Annotated in this window: 5 protein-coding genes; 4 read left to right on the top strand and 1 reads right to left on the bottom strand. The window is 41.0% G+C overall.

What is annotated here, in order from left to right:
- The first annotated feature begins 335 nt into the window (after window positions 1–335).
- The 4 genes from GTQ43_RS09925 to GTQ43_RS09910 all read left to right on the top strand — a co-directional run bounded on the left by GTQ43_RS09925 (window position 336) and on the right by GTQ43_RS09910 (window position 22,652).
- The gene (locus GTQ43_RS09925; protein WP_265272449.1) at window positions 336–6,971 is read left to right on the top strand and encodes a non-ribosomal peptide synthetase; all 6,636 of its coding nucleotides are present in this window, start codon (window positions 336–338) and stop codon (window positions 6,969–6,971) included.
- Window positions 6,972–7,163: 192 nt separating this feature from the next.
- A complete protein-coding gene (locus GTQ43_RS09920) occupies window positions 7,164–10,394 on the top strand; it encodes an amino acid adenylation domain-containing protein (RefSeq protein ID WP_265272448.1) in 3,231 nt (1,076 codons plus the stop codon).
- Window positions 10,395–10,536: 142 nt separating this feature from the next.
- Window positions 10,537–18,252 carry a non-ribosomal peptide synthetase gene (locus GTQ43_RS09915; protein WP_265272447.1) on the top strand — a complete coding sequence of 2,572 codons (7,716 nt, stop codon included), beginning with the start codon at window positions 10,537–10,539 and terminating at the stop codon, window positions 18,250–18,252.
- A gap of 188 nt (window positions 18,253–18,440) precedes the next feature.
- On the top strand, window positions 18,441–22,652 hold the full coding sequence (locus GTQ43_RS09910) for an amino acid adenylation domain-containing protein (RefSeq protein ID WP_265272446.1): 4,212 nt from the start codon (window positions 18,441–18,443) through the stop codon (window positions 22,650–22,652).
- Here GTQ43_RS09910 and GTQ43_RS09905 read toward each other — a convergent pair.
- Window positions 22,640–24,160 carry an acyl-CoA synthetase gene (locus GTQ43_RS09905; protein ID WP_265272445.1) on the bottom strand — a complete coding sequence of 507 codons (1,521 nt, stop codon included), beginning with the start codon at window positions 24,158–24,160 and terminating at the stop codon, window positions 22,640–22,642. The two genes, GTQ43_RS09910 and GTQ43_RS09905, sit on opposite strands and share 13 nt — an antisense overlap.
- Window positions 24,161–24,176: the final 16 nt, after the last annotated feature.

The raw sequence follows: 24,176 nt of genomic DNA, 5'->3' as shown, positions 1-24,176 counted from the left end.
CCCTCCAAGAGCAGGAATCACTCGTTGAAGAAGGGCTGTATGTCATAACAGAGTTTTAGCCCTGCTTTGATGCAGCCGATATTGTGCGCTGTGGACGCGATCTTTTTGTTTAGCGCAGTCACCTTACTTGATGCAATCAGGACTTACGCAAAACTTTAGTCGAGACCCTAATTTTCAGGTAGGGGCAATTCATGAATTGCCCCTACCGTGTGTAGTTTTGCGTAAGTCCTATCAATAACAGAGGTCGGAAGCAGAAGGAATATTGCTCTCTGTTTCCTACGTCTTAAATCAACATCCCCAGGTCAAGACATTCCTGGCAATTTATATTTAAATTTATGAGAGAAATTATAATTAACTCGACTCACTCTATTAATAATTATTCTGCTTTAACTAAGCAGGAACAACATAAAATATTAGTTGAATGGAATGATACAAAGACAGATTATCCTAAACATCTGTGCATACATGAATTATTTGCAGCACAGGTAGAAAAAACTCCAGACAATATTGCTGTTGTCTTCAAAGAAGAAACACTTACTTACCAAGAGTTGAATTACCGAGCTAATAAAATAGCACATTATTTGCAAGATTTGGGTGTAGAGTCAGAGGTGTTGGTAGGGATTTGTGTTGAGCGTTCGCTTTTGACGATCGCAGGGCTATTAGCAATTCTCAAAGCGGGTGGAGCTTATGTACCCCTAGATCCAACCTATCCTCAAGAGCGGCTATCGCTCATACTCTCAGATTCACAAGTGCAGGTGTTATTAACCCAGGAAAAATTTGCGGAAGGGTTTACTGAAAGCGGGGCGAAGTTGGTTTGTCTCGATAGTGACTGGGAATTAATTAATCGCCAAAGTCAAGAGAATCCCACTAGCGATACCACAGCTGAAAACCTGGCTTATGTCATCTACACCTCCGGTTCTACAGGAACACCAAAGGGAGTAGCTGTGCCGCATCGGGCTATCAATCGGCTAGTATACAACACCAACTACGTACAGTTACAGAGTTGGTATTGTATCGCCCAAGCCTCAAATACCTCATTTGACGCAGCCACATTTGAAATTTGGGGATCTCTCCTGCACGGGGCGAGGCTGGTGGTAATTCCTCAAGATGTTGTGCTTTCACCGCAGAACTTTGCAGTGTACATCCGCGAACAAAAAATTAGTGTATTATTTTTGACCCCAGCTTTATTTAATCAGTTAGCTAGCGTTGTTCCAGAAGCATTTAAAGACCTGCATCACTTACTAATTGGAGGTGATGTTCTCGATCTCAAATCTGTTAAAGCAGTTCTGAGAAATGGGCCGCCACAGCGATTACTGAATGCTTATGGCCCAACCGAGAGTACAACATTTGCTTGTTGGTATTTAGTGCAGAATATACCCGAAGGGGCGACAAATGTGCCCATTGGTCGCCCAATTTCCAATACACAAATCTATATACTAGACTCCAAGCTTCAACCAGTTCCTATTGGGACTCCCGGTGAATTGTATATTGGTGGCGACGGTTTGGCGCGAGGCTATCTTAACCGCCCAGAATTAACTAAAGAAAAATTTATTCCCAATCCGTTTGAGGAGGTAGGAAGCAGTAAATTATACAGAACTGGCGATTTAGCCCGCTTCTTAGCAGATGGGAATATAGAGTACTTGGGGCGAGTCGATAATCAGGTGAAGATTCGCGGCTTCCGCATTGAACTGGGAGAAATTGAGGCGGTTTTGAATCAACATTCGGATGTACAGCAGGTAGTGGTAATTGTCCGTGAAGACATCCCTGGTGATAAACACCTTGTTGCCTATATTGTCCCTAAGCAAAAACTCGATCTGAGTGTTACTATCCTCAAACGGTTTCTGCAAGAAAAACTGCCTAATTATATGATGCCAGCAGTTTTTGTAATCTTAGACTCCTTGCCCCTCACCCCTAATGGTAAAGTCGATCGTCGGAATCTTCCAGCTGGCGATCGCACCCGTCCCAATCTCGAAGAAAGCTTTGTTGCACCTCGTAACCCAATTGAGGAAAAGTTAGCTCTGATTTGGGGCCAGTTACTAAGGCTCCATCTAATTGGAGTCAATGATAATTTTTTCTATCTGGGTGGTCATTCCCTAATTGCAACTCAGATGCTTTCTCGCGTGCGCGAAGTTTTTTCGGTCGAGTTATCCTTTGGGCAAATCTTTGAAAACCCCACTATCGGGAATTTAGCTGAACTTATCACCCAAGCTAACAAAGAACAACACTGTCAACGTCTTGCCATAGAACGAATTCCCCATGTAGGACTCTTGCCAGTATCCTTTGCTCAAGAGCGAGTGTACTTCATCCAGCAATTAGCGCCGGAAAATAGTGCCTACCAATTCCAGGTAAAGATCCGATTTCGCGGTCAGCTTGATGTCACAGTCTTACAACAGTGTCTTGATGAGATTGTGCAGCGTCATGAAATCTTTCGCACGACTTATCCGGCGGTAAATGGTAAGTTATTTCAGGTGATTAACCCACACCAACCAATTAGTTTCAAAGTAATTGATCTCCTGGCATTCTCGGAATCGGAGCAAGAAGCCGAGGCTGAAAAGCTATGTGACGCTGAAATACAGCAGCCCTTTGACATCAATCAACTACCCCTAGTGAGGTGGGTTTTATTGAAGTTGAATGACCAAGAACATATATTGATCCATATTGAGCATCACATGGTTCATGATGGTTGGTCGTTCAACGTCTTTCTGGGTGAGTTAATGAAACTTTATCCAGCCTTCTGTGCGGGTAAACCCTCCCCACTGACTGAACCATGCTTGCAGTTTGCAGACTTTGCCCATTGGCAGCGTGAATGGGTGAATAGCACCCAAGCCCAAGTGCAATTAACCTATTGGCAACAAAAGTTATCAGGTAGTTCCCCCCTGTTGGAATTACCACTAGATCGCCCCCGACCGACAGAACAAACTTACAATGGCGATCAAATCAGAATGGAACTTCCCAACGATTTGTGTGAATCCCTGAGAATTCTCAGTCGTCAAGAAGGTGCAACCTTATTTATGACGATGCTGGGAGCTTTCCTGGTGATGTTGCACAGATACACTGGGCAAGAAGATATTAGCATTGGGACTGCTGTTGCCAATCGACGGATGCACGAGATAGAAAAGTTAATTGGCATGATTGTCAATAACTTGGTTTTACGTACCGATTTGTCAGGTAATCCCACATTTAGAGAATTACTTGACCGTGTGCGCCAAGTGACGCTAGAAGCTTACGCTAACGAAGACCTACCCTTCGATAAAGTGGTAGAAATTCTCAAGCCCATACGCAACCTGAGCCACAATCCTCTGTTTCAAGTGATGTTCAGCTTCCATGATTCTGCTATGCCTGATTTGAATCTCCCAGGCTTGGACATCAGCTTGCACGAACCCCTTAGTAATAAATCTGCAAAGTTTGATCTAGATTTCTTAGTCATACCGCGTTTTGAGCAAAGCGTGCAGAACGGTGCTAAAACCGGAGCAAAAGGAATCACCCTAGTTTTAGAATACAATAGCGATCTTTTCGATGCTGCTACAATCCAACAAATGTTAGAGCAGTATCAAAAGTTGCTACAAAATATTGTGGGCAATCCAGAGCAACAGATTGGTAAAATACCTCTGTTGACAGAATCTCAACAAAATTTACTGCTGGAGTGGAATCATACTCCTAGAGAATATACACAGATAGACTGTATTCATAAGCTATTTGAGTCTCAGGTGGAGCGATCGCCCGATGCTGTAGCTATTGAGCAAGAAGCTCAAAAGTTAACTTACCGCGAATTGAGCGATCGCACCAATCAATTAGCCCACTATCTGCAAAATTTAGGAGTCAAACCAGAAATGCTAGTTGGTATCTGCGTTGACCGTTCCCTAGAGATGATTGTCGGCTTACTTGCTATTCTCAAAGCTGGTGGTGCTTATGTTCCCCTTGACCCGGCTTATCCAAAAGAGCGACTAGCTGACATTTTAGAAGATACGCAATTGGGTATTTTGCTGACTCAAGAAAGATTTTGTGAGAAATTACCAGATTATCCTGGAAAAAGGATCTGTTTAGATAGAGACTGGGCAATAATTGCTCAACAAAATACAGCCAACCCAATTAATAACGTTCAACTTGACAACCTTGCCTATATTATTTATACCTCTGGTTCTACGGGAAAACCCAAGGGTGTGATGATTGAACAGCGATCGCTAATAAATTTTGTCATCACCGCAACTCATGAATATGGAATTAGTGCAGACGATAAGATTCTGCAATTTGCGTCAATCTGCTTTGATACATCTATTGAAGAAATCTTACCTTCTCTTTTAGTTGGTGCAACATTAGTACTACGTACCGAAGAGATGTTGCACTCCAGCGATGAATTTTGGCGGTGTTGTCAACAATGGCAATTGACAGTTTTGGATCTCCCTACAGCGTACTGGCATCAATTGGTCGCGGAACTTACCCCTGAAGACTCCCGAATTCCTGAAAGTCTCAGGGTTGTGATTGTTGGGGGTGAAGAAGTTCAATTGGAAAAAGTGAAGCATTGGCACTGTAGTATTGCTCATTTTCTCCAGCCACCGCAATTATTTAATAGTTACGGGCCAACGGAAGCAACGGTTATAACCACTTTACACCGCTTAAGTTCGGCAGATAATTCTTGGGTTGCGATCGGGCAACCCATCAGTAATACTCAGGCTTATGTTCTGGATAAATATCTGCAACCTGTTCCTATAGGAGTTCCTGGAGAATTGCATATTGGCGGGGCTGGATTAGCTAGAGGATATTGGCAACGCCCAGAGTTAACCGAGGAAAAATTCATCTCCAATCCCTTTAGCGATTTTGGATTCGGGAATAAGAGTGAGAATTTAGAATCTTCTCAAACTATTGAATCAGAAAATAAATCCAAAATCCAAAATCCAAAATTGGCTCGCCTTTACAAAACTGGTGACGTAGCACGATTTCGTGCAAATGGCAACCTAGAATATCTCGGTCGAGTTGACGACCAAGTGAAAATTCGCGGCTTCCGTATTGAGTTAGGAGAAATTGAGACGGTGTTACGTCAACATCCACAGGTGTTTCAGGCTGTCGTTATTGCCCGTGAAGACATCCCTGGACAAAAGCGCCTTATAGCTTATGTTATACCCCACCAACCGCAACCAAACGCCGATGAACTGCGTCATTTCCTCAAGCTGAAACTGCCTAATTATATGGTTCCTTCGGCTTTCGTACTGCTAGATGCGCTGCCGATGACACCCAACCACAAGGTAGACTACCGCGCCCTCCCAGCGCCCGACCTTTCCCGGTGTGCAGAAGATAAATTTGTTGCTCCCCAGACAGCCACAGAAGAAAGATTAGCGGCGATTTGGTCGGAAATCTTGCGATTAGAGCAAGTTGGCATCCACGATAACTTCTTTGAATTGGGCGGAGATTCGATTCTCAGCATTCAGATAATTTCTCGTGCCAAGCAAGCGGGTATCCAAATTTTTCCCAAACAGCTATTTCAATACCAAACGATTGCTGAGTTAGCTGCTGTGGCAGGTATGACTTGCCAAGTTACAGCCGAACAAGGGTTAGTAACTGGCAAGGTGGCGCTGACACCCATCCAGCACTGGTTTTTCGAGCAGAAATCGCCGGAACCTGATTATTTTAACCAGTCAATATTGCTGGAAGTGCCGCCAGATTTGCAACCAGAGCTATTACAGCAAGTTGTGCAACAATTATTACTGCATCATGATGCTTTGCGTCTACGGTTTGTGCAAGAAGGGGAAAACTGGCAGCAGTTTAACGTCGCTGTTGATAAATCTGTGCCGTTTAGCGTTATCGATTTGTCTCAACTTTCGTCAGCAGAACAGCAAATAGCAATCAAAGCCGCAGATAGTGAACTTCAGGCTAGTCTGAATTTGTCTACTGGAGCGATCGCACGAGTAGAATTATTTCAATTAGGCAACAATCAACCTAGTTGCTTACTATTTATCATCCATCATTTAGCAGTAGATGGCATCTCATGGCGGATTTTGTTAGAAGATTTGGCTACTGCATACCAGCAAATCAGCCGTGGTGAACCGATTCAATTACCGCCTAAGACAACTTCGTTTCAATATTGGAGCGATCGCTTGCTAAAATATGCTCAATCAGATGCAATTACCACAGAGTTAAATTACTGGCTGGGTGAGTCTAGTTTTCAAGTTACTCCACTGCCAATAGACAAGCCTTTATCTGACGAAAATACTATCGCTTCAACTGCTTCTGTATCCCTTTCTTTAACTGAAGAACAAACCCGCGCCCTTTTGCAGGATGTCCCTGGAGCCTACAACACTCAAATTAATGATGTGTTGCTGACAGCCTTAGTGCAAAGCTTTGCCCAATGGACGGGAGAAAATTCGCTGCTGGTTGACTTAGAAGGTCATGGCAGAGAAGACTTATTTGAGGATGTGGATTTGTCGCGTACCATTGGCTGGTTTACCACCTTATTCCCGGTTCGGTTACAGTTAGAAGAAATTGACCATCCCGAAGAGACTTTAAAGTTAGTTAAAGAACAATTGCGGCGCATCCCCAACCGAGGTATTGGTTATGGGGTGTTGCGTTATTTACGGCGGGATGATGTGAAACTACAAGCGCTACCTCAAGCAGAAGTGAGTTTTAATTACCTTGGTCAGTTTGATCGGGTGCTTAAGGCATCTGAAGTTTTGGGTTTGGTTAAAGAAATGAAAGCGCGACAAAGTGAAGCTGGTAAGCGCAGCCACCTGTTAGGAATAAGCGGATTTATTCGCGCTGGAAAGTTAGAGATGACTTGGAATTATAGCGACAAAGTTCATCAAAAAGCCACAATTGAACGCTTGGCTTTTGGGTTTATTGAAGCGTTAAAAAATTTGATTGTTCACTGTCAGTTAAAAGAGTCACAAGGTTATACGCCTTCTGATTTTTCGGCTGCTAAACTTAATCAAAAACAGCTTGATAAATTCTTAGCGAAAGTCAATAAAAGTAAAATTCATTAGTATTCATGAGGGTTTAGTTTTTGGTTTATTACTCATGTAAATTTTGTATATAATCGATCCTTTGTAGAGACGGCGATTTATCGCGTCTCTTGCCTTAACCGAATTAAATTCTAACACACCCTAAAATACCTAATTTTGTTCAAAAATCAAATATGATTCCTATGTTAATATTCAGCATTCAGAGGTAGTTTAATGGAAAATATTGAGGATCTTTATGAACTTTCGCCTATGCAGCAAGGGATGCTGTTTCATACCCTTTATGCGCCAGAATCGGAAGTTTATTTTGAGCAGTTCCTTTGTACTCTCTCTGGAGAATTAAATTTTCTTGCCTTCCAGCAAGCTTGGGAGCAGGTTGTGGCAAGACATCCAGTTTTACGCAGTTCTTTTTATTGGGAAGAGATAGAAAAGCCCTTGCAAATGGTTAGTAAGGAAGTCAATCTATCCTGGAAAGAATTAGATTGGCAGAATTTAACGCCTGATGAACAACAACAGCATATAGCGGATTTTTTGAAATGCGATCGCCAAAAAGGATTGGATCTTGCCGAAACTCCCTTAATGCGCTTCACTCTAATTTATCTAGGAAAGCAGACTTATCAATTTATATGGAGTCATCATCATATCCTTTTTGATGGCTGGTCGATGCAGATTATCTTGAAAGAAGTTTTAACTTTTTATGAGGCTGATTATCGAAGCGAATATTTACGCCTGAAACCCTCTCGCCCTTATCGAGATTATATTCATTGGTTACAACAACAGGATATTGCTCAAGCAAAAAACTTTTGGCGACAAACTCTCCAAGGGTTTGAAGCTCCGATCTCTTTAATCGGGAATAGGGAACAGGGAATAGGGAACAGCAAGGAAGAAATATACAATGAGCAACCTTTCCAATTATCTCAAACGGTAACTGAAAAATTGCAATATGCCGCACGACAGCACCATTTAACTTTGAATAATTTGGTGCAAGGAGCTTATGCGTTACTACTTTCCCGCTACAGTGGAGAAAGTGATGTGGTCTTTGGTGCAACTGTATCTGGTCGTCCACCAACTTTTGAGAATGTAGAATCGATGGTTGGGCTATTTATCAACACTCTCCCCATCCGGTTAGATGTCGATGGAAAAACAGAATTATTATCTTGGCTGAAACATTTACAAACCCAACAACTTGAACAGGAACAATATGCTTATTTCCCTTTGGCAGAAATTCAACAAATAAGTGATATTCCTCCTGGAACGCCACTATTTGAAAGTATTTTAGTGTTTGAAAATTATCCGATAGATTCTGCTGAGGAGGAAGTCAAAGAAACTTTAAAAATTAGTGATATTCGTTGTTTTGAACGCACAAATTATCCTCTAACGGTAGTAGTTAATCCTCAATCAAAATTGTCTGGAAGGATTATTTATGATGCTAATCGCTTTGAGCAACAGACAATTAGCCGCATGATTGGACATTTCCAAACATTGCTAGCAGGAATGGCAGCTAATTTACAACAAGATATTTCTCAATTATCCTTGCTCAGTGCAGCCGAAGAAGAAGAATTGCTGCTGCAAGAAAATCATCAATATATAGATTCTAATTATTATAAATGTATTCATATTTTATTTGAAGAACAGGTAGAAAAAACTCCTGATACAGTAGCAGTTGTATATGAAAAAGAATATGTAACTTATCGGGAATTGAATAATCGCGCTAATCAATTAGCCCATTATTTACAAACGCTAGGAGTTCAACCAGAAGTACGGGTAGGAATTTGTGTCGAGCGATCGCTAGAAATGGTGGTAGGGATACTGGCTATTCTCAAAGCGGGTGGGGCTTATGTGCCGCTAGATCCTACTTATCCCCCAGAAAGACTGGCGTTTATGGTGGAAGATGTGCAAACAACCATCTTACTGACACAGAATTATTTACAACATAGACTCCCAATCCATAATCAAATTGTGGTTAATCTGGATACAGATTGGCAAATCATTGATACACACAAAACAAATAATTTATCAAGTCAAGTTAATCCAGAAAACTTAGCTTATATAATTTATACCTCTGGCTCAACGGGTATACCAAAAGGAACAGAAATCACCCATCGCAGCATTATTGGTTTTATGTTTGGGGTTGATTACATTCACCTTGATGCAGAGCAAATTTGGCTGCAACATTCATCAATTTCCTGGGATGCATTCACTCTAGAACTTTGGCCGCCATTACTTTATGGTGGGCGTTGTGTGCTTTACCCAGATAAAATTCCCACACCTGAAAACTTAAGCAAAATTATCCAAGAACAGGGGATTAATATCCTGTTTCTAACTACCGCCCTTTTCAATCTTATGATTGACACCATCCCAGAAGGATTATTAGGGATTAAACAACTGCTATTTGGGGGAGAGTTCGTTTCTGTATGTCATGTTCGCCGCGCCTTAGAATTATTACCAGAAACCCAAATTATTCACGCTTATGGCCCTTCGGAATGTACAGTATTTACCTCTTGTTACCCGATTCCTAAACAACTTGCTCAAAATGTCCATTCAATTCCCATCGGAAAACCCATAGGCGATAGAAACGTTTATTTACTAGATGGAGATTTGCACAGAGTGACCATTGGGGTTCCTGGACAACTTTATATAGGTGGGGCGAGTGTTGCTAGAGGTTACTTAAATCAACCAACATTAACCCGTGAAAAATTTATTCCTAATCCTTTTATTGAGGGAGATACACTTTACAAAACCGGAGATTTAGTCCGCCGTCTCCCTGATGGTAATCTGGAATTTATGGGTCGAATTGATACACAAGTAAAAATTCGCGGTTTTCGCATTGAGCTAGCAGAAATTGAGGCATTTTTAAATCAACATCCTGACATAAAGCAAGCGGTAGTTATTCTGCGCGAAGATGAACCTGGGAACAAGTATTTAGTGGCTTATCTCGTAACTAAAGACAATCAACCAACACCTAGCACTGTGCGAAACTTCCTTAAAAAAAAGCTGCCCGATTACATGATTCCCGCCGCTTTTGTATTTCTGGAAGCATTACCTTTAACACCTAATGGTAAGATTAATCGCCGGGCTTTACCCGCCCCAGATACTTCCCAAAGAACTCCAGAGGTTGATTTTATTGCTCCTTCTACACCTACCGAACAAGAATTAGCCACGATTTGGAATGAAGTTCTGCGATTAAAACAAATTGGAATTCACGATAACTTCTTTGAGTTGGGGGGACATTCTTTACTGGCTACTCAAGTAATTTCTCGATTAAGAGAAGCCTTTGTTTTAGATTTTCCTTTGCGTTACCTGTTTGAAAATCCGACCATTGCTGAACTATCTCAAAAAGTGATTGATCAACAAATTGCACAAGCAGAAGATAATGCTATGGCAGAGATTTTAGCGGAAGTTGAAGAATTATCAGAGGTAGAAGTGAGGCGGCAATTGCTCTTATGAGTATTTTTTTAAACGCAAAGGAACGCCGAGGGAACGCGGAGTAACGCAGAGTATTTATATAGAGATTGACGAGAGATTAATAAAATATTGTACTTCTTCTGTCTCTGTGGTTCGATTTAAATAATTTTTAACAATAAATATTATGAGTGATATCCTAAAACGTCTTGAAAGCCTTTCGCCAGAAAAGCGAGAATTAGTCTTACAAAAACTGAAAAAACAACAGCAATCTCCACTCCTCACACCTGTTTCGCGCAAACAACCGCTTCCCCTCTCTTTTGCTCAACAAAGACTGTGGTTTATCGACCAACTAGAAGACGGAAATTGTGTATACAATGTCCCGTTTTTTTTACAAATTAATGGATGTCTTCAAATAGCAGCTTTAGAAGAAGCTATTACAGCAATTATTCAACGTCATGAAATATTACGTTCCAGTTTTTCAGTTATCGATGGTTCGCCTATACAGGTGATTCATGACAATCTTAAGTTGACAATGCAACTGATAGACTGGCGACAATTGACGGAAAAAAAGCAGTTAACTAAAGCGCAGCAATTAGCGATAGAAGAATTGCAACAACCCTTTGACTTATCAAATCCACCTTTGCTACGGGTGAAATTGTTGCAATTGAGTAATCAATCTCATCTGCTGTTGCTCGTCATCCATCATATCGTTTGTGATGGCTGGTCAATGCAGATATTCCGCCGGGAATTATTCACTCTTTACACGGCTTTTTGTGCTAAAAAACCTTCTCCTTTACCAGAATTATCGCTGCAATATGCCGATTTCGCTCACTGGCAAAGACAATGGTTAGAGGGAGAGGTATTGCAAAAGCAACTCAATTATTGGCAAAAACAATTATCCGCAGTTCCGCCACTGTTAGAATTATCTACAGACAAACCCCGCCCGTCAACGCAAAGCTATCGGGGACGTAGTGAGTTTGGCAAGCTCAATCAGGATTTAACTCAGAAATTGAAGCGTTTGAGTCAAGAGTCAGGAACAACTCTGTTTATGACCTTACTGACAGCATTTGCGCTGTTACTTTCGCGCTACAGTGGACAGGATGATATTGTTGTTGGTTCTGCGATCGCAAACCGGAATCGTCGAGAGACTGAGCCACTTATTGGCTTTTTTGTCAATACCTTAGCATTACGTATCAACTTAGAAGGGAATCCAACCTTCTTGGAATTACTTGAACGGGTGAAGCAAGTAACCCTAGATGCCTACGATCATCAGGATTTACCCTTTGAAAAACTGGTTGATGAATTGGGTTTAGAGCGATCGCTCTCCTATCATCCCCTATTTCAAGTGACTTTTGGCTTGCAAAATGAAACCCAAGAGACTCTAGAAATCCCTGGATTAACCCTGAATCCCTTTAAATGGGAAAACACGACGACGCTGTTTGATTTGTCGCTAATTGTTCGGGAAACTTCCCAAGGGTTAATCGGAGAATGGGAATATGCCACCGATTTGTTTGCAGCTACAACCATTCAAAGGACGATCGGAAATTTTGCAGTCTTGATTCAAGAAATTGTTGATAATTCTCAACAACCGATTAATACTATACCATTGCTCACAGAAGTTGAACGTCAACAACTACAACACTGGAATCAAACTCAAACCGATTATCCTCTCAATCAAACTCTGGTTAACCTGTTTGAGGCTCAAGTTGCTAAAACTCCTGATAATCTCGCTTTGGTATTTGAATCCCAGAGCCTAACTTATCAACAACTTAATCAAAAAGCTAACCAACTCGCTCATTATCTAATTCAAAATCACCAAATTCAACTAGATACCTTAATTGCTATCTGTGTTGAACGTTCTTTAGAAATGATTATTGGTGTGCTTGGTATCCTCAAAGCGGGTGCTGCTTATGTGCCAATTGACCCCAGTTATCCACAAGAACGAATTGAATTCATGCTACAGGATTCTGGAACATCGGTATTATTAACCCAAAGTTTTATCAAAGACCAATTATCTCTAAGTAAACTCGAACACCAAGTTATTTGTTTAGATGAAGAAACTTTTAATTCGGCGTTAACAGATAATCCCAATGTTAAAATTACGCCTGATAATTTAGCTTATATAATTTATACCTCCGGTTCAACGGGGCGACCCAAAGGGGTAATGATTGAGCATCGTGCAATTGTCAATCTAAGCTTGGCTTGGGCGAAAACTTTTCAAGTTCAATCTCAAAGCCGTTTACTTCAGTTTGTTTCTTTTAGTTTTGATCCGTCTGTTGCAGAAATTGCTACTACTTTGGTAACAGGTGCTTGCTTATATCTTACTAATAAAGAAACTTTGTTACCCGGTCAAGGCTTGATTAATTTCTTAGCAGAATACAAAATTTCTCACAGCGCTTTACCTCTTTCGGTATTGTCTGTCTTACCTCAAGCAAGCTTACCCGATTTGCAATGTCTAGGGGTTGGTGGTGAGGCTTGTTCAGCAGAATTGGTGACACAATGGGGAACGGGACGACATTTTTTCAATTGCTACGGGCCGACAGAATCGACAGTTATTGCCACTATAGCTAGTTGTGAACCAAATGGAAAAAAACCTTCTATTGGGCAACCATTATCTAATATTCGTATCTACATTTTAGATACTCATAATCAACTCTTACCACCCGGTATTCCTGGGGAATTGTGCATTGCAGGAGTGGGTTTAGCACGAGGCTATTTGAATCGTCCCGATTTAACTAATGAAAAATTTATTGATGTTGAATTATTTGGGAAAATTGAGCGAATTTATAAAACAGGCGACTTAGCAAAATGGAACTGTGATGGTAATCTTGAGTATCTGGGTCGCATTGACGATCAGATTAAATTACGGGGTTTTAGAATTGAAATCGGTGAAATTGAATCGTTATTATTACAACACACTTTAGTTAAAGAAGCAGTTGTTATTTTATACAAATCTGATAGTAATCCCAGGATTTTAGCATATCTTACTGCGGCAGAAAAGTCTATCAATTTAGCGAATCAACTTAAGGACTATCTGAAAAATCGCCTACCAAATTATATGCTTCCTAGCCAGATTATAATATTGGATAAGCTGCCCATTAACCCCAACGGTAAGTTAGATCGCAGATCATTACCAGCACCAGATACATTTACTTCCACTAACTTTGAAGTGCTTGTTACGCCAACTGAAGAATTGCTGGCTACCTTATGGCAAAGTCTTTTAAAAGCTAAGTCTATTGGTCGTCGAGATAACTTTTTTGAACTGGGTGGGCATTCTTTATTAGCGACTCAATTAATTACCCGCATTCGTGATAGTTTTGGGGTGGAAATACCTGTCCGTAAGGTATTTGAGCAGAGTATTTTGTCTGAGTTAGCAACAGAAATTGATCGAGCATCTTCAGGAATCGCTTTACCGCCCATCACACCACAGCCTGAAAATGTTCCCAAAACTCTTTCTTTTGCTCAATCAAGACTTTGGTTTTTAGCTCAACTTGAAGGTACTGGAACCTCAGCTACCTACAATATGTCAACGGCTTTGCAACTTGATGGTAAGTTAAATATAGAGGCGTTGCGGGCAAGTTTTGATTATCTCCTCGATCGCCATGCCATTCTCCGTACTTATTTTCCAGCTTTGGAGGGAGAAGCGCAAGTAGTTGTCCAAAATCTAGAAGATATTGAAGTGCTGGAAATCGCAGATTTACAAAAACTTGATTCCCAGACTCAAGCAGAAACCGTACAACGCTTATCAAATAACCACGCCCAAGAACCATTTAACTTAAATACTGGCCCTCTTTTCAAAGCGAAACTCCTGCAATTAAGCGAACAAAAAAATGTGCTGCTCCTGAATATGCACCACATTATTAGCGATGGCTGGTCGATGGGGGTGTTTAAACGCGAATGGGAACAGGCTTATTCGGCTTTTGCTGCGGGGGATGCTCCAAAATTGTCACCATTGCCGATTCAGTATAGTGATTATGCAGCTTGGCAGCGCAGTTGGTTACAAGGGGAGATTTTAGAAAGTCAAGAAAATTATTGGAAACAACAACTAGGCGATGCTCCGCGATTGCTAGATTTGCCTACCGATTATTCCCGTCCGGTGCAGCAAAGTTACCAAGGTGGACGCAAGGAATATCGTTTGAGCCATGAACTGACTCAGAAACTCAAAATATTGAGTCGAAAATTCGGGGTTAGTTTGTTTATGACCCTGTTGACGACTTTTAATATCTTACTATCGCGTTACAGCCGTCAAGAGGATTTGTGTGTTGGTAGTGCGATCGCAAATCGTACCCATAAGTACACAGAATCACTAATCGGCTTTTTTGTCAACACCTTAGTATTACGGAGCAAAATCAAGCCAGAGCAAGGATTTAGTGAGTTACTTCAACAAACCCGCCAAACTTGCTTAGATGCCTACGCTCATCAAGATATTCCCTTTGAATATTTGGTAGAACAGTTACAACCAGAACGCAGTCTCAGCCATAACCCTTTATTCCAAGTGATGATCGTGTTGCAAAACACCGAAGGGTCGGGGACAAATGTTAGTTTACCAGGGCTGGATATTAAATGGTTAAATCAAACTTATCCATTCGCCAAGTTTGATTTGACCTTGGATATTTGCGAAAGGGACGAACAACTGCATTGTATGTGGGAATATGCCACCGATTTATTTAAAGCAGAAACTATTCAACGTATGGCGGGACACTTTGAAGTATTGCTAGAAGCAATTACCGAAAATCCCCAACAGCCCATCAGTAAGCTGCCCTTGATGACAACAGCAGAAATTCAACAACTGCGAGTTTGGAATCAAACTAACATCGATTATCCTCAACACCAGACGCTGGTAACTCTATTTGAACAACAAGTTGCACAAACCCCCGATAACATTGCCGTGGTGTTTGAAGATTGCAGCCTGAGTTATCAAGAACTCAACCAAAAAGCTAATCAACTGGCGTATTCTCTATTAGAAATCAAAAAAGAGCATGATAATCCATTGATAGCGATTTGTGTAGAGCGATCGCTAGAGATGGTCATTGGTTTATTTGGTATTCTTAAAATGGGCGGGGCGTATGTGCCAATTGACCCCAACTACCCACAAGAGCGGATTCGTTTTATGCTGGAAGACTGTGGGGCAAGGGTTTTGCTAACTCATAGTCAACTTAAAGATAGATTAGCGCTTAAAGAATGCGAGCGGCAATACCAAGTACTCTATTTAGATCGAGAGGGAACAGGGAACAGGGAACAGGGAACAGAAAATCTTAAAATCCAAAATCAAGATGATTTAGCTTATGTAATTTACACATCAGGCTCTACTGGACGACCAAAAGGCGTAGAAATACTGCACCGTGGTTTAAGTAACTATTTGCACTGGGCAAAAGACTTCTATGCAGTAGCCCAAGGACAAGGTACACCTGTGCAATCTTCCCTAAGCTTTGATGCAACCATTACCTCCCTCTTTCTACCTCTAATTTGTGGACGCACTACCACCTTGGTGAGAGAAAAACAAGAAATTGAAGCTTTAGCAAACATCGTTAAACAAAACAAACGTCTTTCTCTTGTCAAAATCACACCGTCCCATCTGGAAATATTAAATCAGCAACTCGATGCGGTTACTATGCCAAATCGGGTTAATGCCTTTGTTTTAGGTGGTGAGGCATTACACGCTAACCAAATAATTCCCTGGCTGACTCATGCCCCCGATACCCGCCTGATTAACGAATATGGCCCCACAGAAGCGGTTGTTGGGTGTTGTGTCTACGAAGCAACTGGAAAAAGGGATCTAGTAGGCAATTTATTAATCGGACAACCAATTGCCAATACACGCATCTACATTTTAGACAACCAAAACCAACCCTTACCTCCTGGGATTCCTGGCGAACTTTGTATTGCGGGTGCTGGTTTAGCCCGTGGCTATCTAAACCGTGCTGAACTGACAGCCGAAAAATTTATCGAACTGGAATTGTTTGGCGAACGAGAACGAGTTTATAAAACTGGAGATTTAGCAAGATGGTTGGGAGACGGTAACTTAGAATATTTGGGGCGGATTGATAACCAAGTTAAACTGCGGGGCTTTCGGATTGAATTGGGTGAAATTGAAGCTTTATTAGCTCAACACCCGAAAATTCAGCAAGCAGTTGTGATTTTAGCAGGAGAAGATGCGATCGCTCAACGCTTGCTAGCTTATATTGTAACTACACCAACAGAAGTAGAGACATTGCAGACAACCTCTGAACAAGTGGAATTGTGGCAGCAAGTTTTTAATGATAGCTACTCTCAACAACAAACCCCAAGCAACGACCCAATACTAAATCTAGCAGGTTGGAATGATAGCTACACCGGAAAACCGATTCCCGAAGCGGCGATGCAGGAATGGCGAGATACAACAGTTGCCCAAATTCTGGAACTAGAACCGCAACGGATTTGGGAAATTGGTTGTGGGACAGGGCTATTATTATTTAAAATTGCGCCTCATTGTCAGCAGTACTTAGGCACGGATTTTTCACCTGAAGCATTGCACTATATTGAACAACATCTCAAACAGCAATCTCTCCAAGACAAAGTTACCTTAAAATTTAGTGCAGCTAACCAGTTTGACAGCATTGAAACAAATGCTTATGACTTGGTAATCATAAATTCTGTTATCCAGTATTTTCCCTCTCTGGATTACTTTTTACAAGTATTGGAGGGGGCTGTCAAAGCTGTAAAAACTCACGGTTCAATCTTTATTGGAGATGTGCGTAATCTTCAATTACTAGAAGCTTTCCATACCGCAGTCGAGTTTCATCGCGCCCCCGATGAGTTGTCAATTAAGGACTTGCATCAACAGATTCAAAAAAGCATTGACACCGAAGGCGAGTTACTGATTGATCCTGATTTATTTTTTGCTTTAAAACAACGATTTCCTCGAATTAGCCATGTACAAATTCAATTGCAACGGGGTTATGCCCAAACGGAAATGAGCCGTTTTCGTTATGATGTTGTTTTACACTTGGATCAAACAGATATTCCTGTCACGGAACCTCAATGGTTAGATTGGCAAGATGAAAAAATTAATTTAAAAACAATAGAGAAAATTTTAAAAACTCAGCAGCCTGATTTATTAGGTATCAAGAATATTCCTAATGCTCGTCTCATTTCAGAAATGGCAATGTTAGAAGAAATTGCTCAATTAAATGGTACTGTTGCAGACTTAAAAGCAGCAATTGCCCAAGTCAAACTAGGCATAGAACCCGAAGCATTGCGAACTTTAGCGCTAAATTTGCCCTACACACCTTTTATCCAATATAATCCTACCAGATTTTCTAATTACGATGTCATTTTTCAACGGGATATTTCGGGACAAGTGACATTGCCACGATTTAAACAAGGGGAGAATTTGCAACTGAAACCTTGGCAAGATTATGCAAACCAACCATTACAATATCGTACCAATCAAATTGACTCAAATTTATTAGAAGAATGGCGGGATTTTCTCGTAAAAGCCCTCCCTGATTATATGATTCCTAGTCATTTCACTGTTTTAGAAAAACTGCCATTAACACCAAATGGTAAAATAGCTCGCAAAGCCTTACCCGTACCAGATACAGGAGTTTCAGCACCAGACATTGAATTACCTGTAACGGTAACAGAAAAATTGCTTGCTGAATTATGGGCAAAAATGCTTAAATATGAAGTAATTGCCCGACAAGATAACTTCTTCAATTTGGGGGGACATTCATTATTAGCAACCCAACTAATTGCCCGTATCCGTGATAATTTTAAAGTAGAACTATCCCTACGAAAGATATTTGAATTTCCTAGTCTCAGTGAATTAGCTAATTATCTTGATACCTGCATTTGGGTTAATTCCACCGACGAAAGTATGCAGCCTCTCAACTCAGACGAAGAGGAAATTGAATTTTAAAATTACCCCAGTTTAAAACACATCTTCAAGTCAAATGCCAAAGGCTAACGCACTACCTCGAATTTTAGGTGCGTTACGCTACGCGATAACACACCCTACATATCTTAGATTTTTTCAAAAATCAAATAATATTCCTATAGTATCTCCTATTAAAAACTAATTCCTAATATCAACATTCAACTAAAATTATGACTAAAAATGAGCAAATAGTTGGTTTAATGCTACGTTTGCAGAATATAGGATGCCGAATTTGGGCTGAAGATGATAAGTTACGAATTCGGACTAGCAAAAACACCCTCACTTCTGAACTAAAGCAGGAAATTCAAACCAATAAAGCAGATATATTAGCATTTTTAAATTCTGCCAAAGCTACAACTGTCATGGCAGAAGAAATTCCAACCTTGCCAGATGACACCCCAAAGTACCTTTCATTTGCTCAACAACGCCTCTGGCTTTTAGCACAACTCCAAGGGACATCAGCTAGTTACAATATGCCGATGGGTTTACAACTAGACGGCAATCTGAATATTAATGCTCTGCACTCTAGTTTTGCTTATCTGCTTAACCGGCATGCGAGCCTACGAATGTATTTTCCCACAGTGGCGGGAAATCCCCAGATTGCGATGCCTGTGGCGGTAAACTACGCAAATTTAAACGACATCGAAGTTTTAACGATACAAGACTGCCAAAACCTTGATGAATATTCCCAATCTCCAAAAATCCAGCATTTTATCAATACTCATGTTCAAGAACCCTTTGACTTAAATACCGGCCCTTTATTTAAAGCGAAATTGCTGCAACTCAAAGAGCAAAAATATGTATTGCTCATTAATATGCACCATATTATTAGTGATGGCTGGTCAATGGGGGTCTTTGTCCGTGAGTTACGACAAGCTTATACCGCTTTTGCCCAAAATCAAACCCCAACACTTGCACCATTACCCATTCAATACAGCGATTACGCAAACTGGCAACGAAATTGGCTACAAGGGGAAGTATTAGAAACTCAGATAAACTACTGGAAAAATCAACTTCAGGATGCTCCCCCATTACTGGAGTTACCTACCGATTATCCCCGTCCAGCATTACAAAGCTACCGAGGCGCACGTTATCTCTCCTCTCTAATGCCGGAATTAACCAGTGCCATTAAAGCTTTGAGTCAACAACAAGGGGCAAGTTTGTTTATGACTTTGTTGGCAACTTTGAATATTCTACTTGCTCGTTACAGTCGCCAAGAAGACTTATGTATTGGTTCTCCCATTGCCAACCGCACCCATAGTCAGACAGATTCATTAATCGGCTTTTTTGTCAACACTTTGGTACTGCGTAACCAAATCAAACCTGAGCAAAGCTTTATCGAATTCCTTCAACAAACTCGCCAAACTTGTTTAGATGCCTACTCTCATCAAGATATTCCCTTTGAGTTTCTGGTAGAAAAGTTACAACCAGAACGGAGTATGAGTCATAATCCTTTATTCCAGGTCATGTTAGTTTTAGAAAATAATGAAAGTTCCGACTTAAGTTTACCAGGATTAGAGATTCAATGGCTCGATTTAACTTGTCCGTTTGCTAAGTTTGACCTCACACTTCTGGTAATAGAATCTGATAACCAATTAAATTGTTATTGGGAATATGCTACCGATCTTTTCGATCAAAATACTATTCAACGGATGGCAGAACAGTTTGAAGTTTTGCTCCAGGGAATTGTTGATAACCCTCTGCAACCAATCAAAACTCTGCCTTTGATGACAGCCGCCGAACTTCTGCAACTACAATGCTGGAATCAAACGGAAACTAATTATCCCCACGAAAAAACTTTAGTCGATCTATTTGAACAACAAGCTGCGAAAAATCCTCATAATTTTGCTTTGGTGTTTGAATCCCAAAGCTTAACTTATCAACAACTTAATCAAAAAGCGAACCAATTAGCTCATTACCTAATTCAAAACCACCAAATTCAGCCAGATACCTTAATTGGTATCTGCGTTGAACGGTCTTTGGAAATGATTATTGGTGTACTCGGTATCCTTAAAGCAGGTGGTGCTTATGTGCCAATTGACCCGATTTATCCAAAAGAGCGGATTGGGTTCATCTTAGAAGATTCTCGGACATCTGTGTTGCTTACCCAAAGTTTCCTCAAAGACCAATTACCCTTAGCTGAACTAGAAAACCCTTGTCAGGTAATTTGTTTGGATGAGGAAAATTTGGGTGAGGCGTTAACAGATAATCCCAGTCCCCAAAGTACGCCTGATAATTTAGTTTATGTCATCTATACCTCTGGTTCGACAGGACGACCCAAAGGGGTGATGATTGAGCATCGAGGACTGGTAAATTTAACTTTAGCGATCGCTAAAGTTTTACAAATTAAACCCGAAAGTCGTCTGCTTCAGTTTGCTTCTTTTAGTTTTGATGCCTCAATTTGGGAAATTTCTACTGCTCTAGCCGCAGGTGCTTGTTTGCATCTTGCCCAAAAAGAAACATTATTACCCACACAAGACTTAGTAAACTTCTTAGCAGAACACAAAATTTCTCATATCACATTACCTCCTTCGGTCTTATCCTTATTACCTCAAGCAGCTTTACCCGATTGGCAAACCATAGTCGTCGCTGGTGAACCTTGCCCAACAGAATTAGTAACTCAATGGGCAACTGAACGCCGTTTTTTCAATGGCTATGGCCCTACAGAATCTACCGTTTGTGCGAGTATCGCTCTCTGTTATCCTAATGGCAAAAAACCGCCTATTGGTCAACCACTATCGAATATTCGCATCTACATTTTAGATGCTTACAACCAACCATTACCACTAGGAATAATCGGGGAATTGTGCATTGCGGGAGTGGGTTTAGCACGAGGCTATTTGAATCTTCCCGATTTAACCGCCGAAAAATTTATTGATGTTGAATTATTTGGTAAAACTGAGCGAATTTACAAAACTGGCGATTTAGCAAAATGGCACTCTGATGGTAATCTTGAGTATCTGGGTCGCATTGACAATCAGATTAAATTACGGGGTTTTAGAATTGAAATCGGTGAAATTGAATCGATTTTATGGCAATATCCATCAGTTAAAGAAGCAATTGTCATCTTAGATAAAACTGAGAGGAATCAGAGTTTGGTTGCTTATGTAACTGGAATTGCCACTGATTTATGTACCCAATTAAAAAATGATCTTCAATCCCGTCTGCCCGATTACATGATACCTGCTCAAATCATTGTCCTAGATGAGCTTCCTTTAACTCCCAATGGCAAAATTGACCGAAAAGCTTTACCCGCTCCTAATTGTGAGGTTGAAGGCTTATATGAAGCCCCACGCAACGAGGTTGAACAACAGCTAGCGCAGGTTTGGTCTGCTGTTCTGGAACGTCAAAAAATTGGAATTAATGATAACTTTTTTAACTTGGGCGGTCATTCTTTACTAGCAGTAAAACTGCTCAATAATATTCAACAGGTATTTGAAAAACAACTTTCTTTAAGTAGTTTATTTCAGAATCCTACTATTGCTCAATTGGCACAACAACTTAATAATACTCAAGTTCAACAGTCAAATCCCGACTTACTTTTACTCCAACCTCTAGGAGATGCAACCCCGCTATTTTGTCTTCCTGGTGCAAATGGACATGGCTTCTATTTTCGAGATTTAGCCATCAATTTCGGAACTGAACGGCCAGTATATGGGCTTGAAACTCCAGGACGAAATGGTTCTACTACACTCCCTGAATCGGTTGAGCTTCATGCTCGTAAGCTGATTGAACTATTACGTCAACAGCAACCCAAAAGTCCTTACATACTGGCAGGATATTCTTCAGGTTGTGCCGTTGCTTTTGAAATGGCTTCCCAACTCGAACGGCAAGGTGAAACGGTGAGTTTACTGGCTATCTTTGATGCCGGATTGGTTTCTCACCCTAAATATATTACTGAGAGAACAGACCTTGATTGGATTTGGCAAACGATTCAACGAATTGAAGTTTTAAAGGGAGTTTCTTTAGGTCTGAAATATGATGATTTAGCTACTCAATCTCATGACCTAGCCAGGTGGGAACTGACGGCAGAATACTTGTACCGTCATCATGTTTTACCGGAACATTCAACCCTTTCCTTACTCAAAACAAATCTGCAAACGATTAAAGTGCTGACGCTCAATTATGCTAAATATCAGCCTAATCATCCAATTTCTGCACCCATTGTTTTATTCCGCGCTCAAGAAGTTGATGAGATTCTTTTAGAAGAACTCCAAGCTTTTTCTGATTGCACTCTATCTGATTGGGGATGGCAAGCCTATACTCAACAGCCGGTGAGGGTGATTGAAGTACCTGGAAATCACGGTAGAATGCTTTATGAACCCAATGTAAAAATCTTATCCAGACAATTACAGATTGCGATCGCAGATCACGTTAAATAAGAGCGGAATAGCTCAACCACCGTTGGCTTAGTTACCTTTCCCATAGCGTTGCGTGGTAATTCTTCAACCGTCAAAATTTGAGTTGGCACTTTATAGACAGCCAATCGCTCTTTTGCCCAACTCCTCAAAGATTCTAATGTCAAAGGTTGTGACCCTTGCAAGATTAATGCAGCACAGACCCGTTCACCCCATTCTAGATCTGCAACCCCAACCACTGCACATTCTTGAATATCTGGATGCGATCGCAGCACTTCTTCAATTTCTAAAGCGGAAACTTTATACCCTCCCGTTTTGATGATATCCACACTCATCCGGCCCAGAATGCGATAGTTACCATTTTCGACTATGGCAGTATCTCCAGTACAAAACCAGCCATCTTGGAAGGCTTTGGCGGTTGCTTCGGGGTTTTGCCAATATTCTAGAAAGACTCCAGGCCCTTTAACTTGGATCTCTCCTGGTGTTCCTGCTGCGACTAACTTTCCGTTCTCATCTACTAATCTCACTTTAACTCCAGGTAGTGGCTTTCCTACATATCCAGCCAACCTTTCACCATGTAAAGGGTTCGATAGCGCCATGCCAATTTCCGTCATCCCATATCGCTCTAGCAGAAAATGACCGCTAATATTCTGCCACTTTTCTAAAACTTGAACTGGTAATGCTGCCGAGCCAGAAACCATCAGACGCATTTTAGCACAGCCTTCTGACATGGTTATCTGGCGATCGCGCAGCGTCTCCGCAGGAGAATCGCTAGAGGCATTTTCCCAAGCAGCAATTAGCTTTACATAAATTGTTGGTACTGCCATAAATAGGGTTAAATCACCATCACAAATTCGCTTCCAAACGGTTTCGGTGTCAAACTTGCTCAACAGATGGCATTTCGCCCCAGCCCATAAAGCACAAGTTAATACGTTAATAATTCCATGAATATGATGTAGTGGTAGGATGTGCAAAATGCGATCATCCGATGTCCATTCCCAAGCGGTAGTTAAGCTAGTTACTTGCGCTTGAATATTTTGGTGAGTCGTAACTACACCCTTGGGTTTACCCGTTGTACCGCTAGTGTAGAGAATTAAGGCGCGTCTAGTAATATCTATCTCTGGGAGGAAAGCAAGATTTGATGGGAGCGTTTCTGAGGTGAGGATAAATCGCAAATTTTGTTCTTTGGCGATCGCTCTGAGTATACCCTCAAAATTCGGATGAGCAATAATAATTGATGCTCCTGAATTGCTAATTACATACTCCAATTCTGGACGCGGGTGGGAAATACACAGAGGTACGGCTATACCACCAGCACGCCAAATCCCCCATTGAGTAGCTACATATTCAAAACCTGATGGGATGAGAAAGGCTACTCTCTCCTCTTGTAAATCTTCTCCATTTTTAAGAAGACTTGTTGCTATTTGACTGGAAGTGTGAAGCAAATCACGATAGGTAAATACTCCATCTGTTGTAACAATTGCTGTTTTCTCGTTATGTTCTTCAGCCCGAATAATCAATGGGAGATTCACGTTTTTTTACCGATTT

It is taken from the genome of Nostoc sp. KVJ3 (assembly GCF_026127265.1).
Lineage (GTDB): Bacteria > Cyanobacteriota > Cyanobacteriia > Cyanobacteriales > Nostocaceae > Nostoc.
The sequence above is the reverse complement of the archived record's forward strand: the minus strand, read 5'-3'. Positions and strand labels throughout refer to the sequence as shown.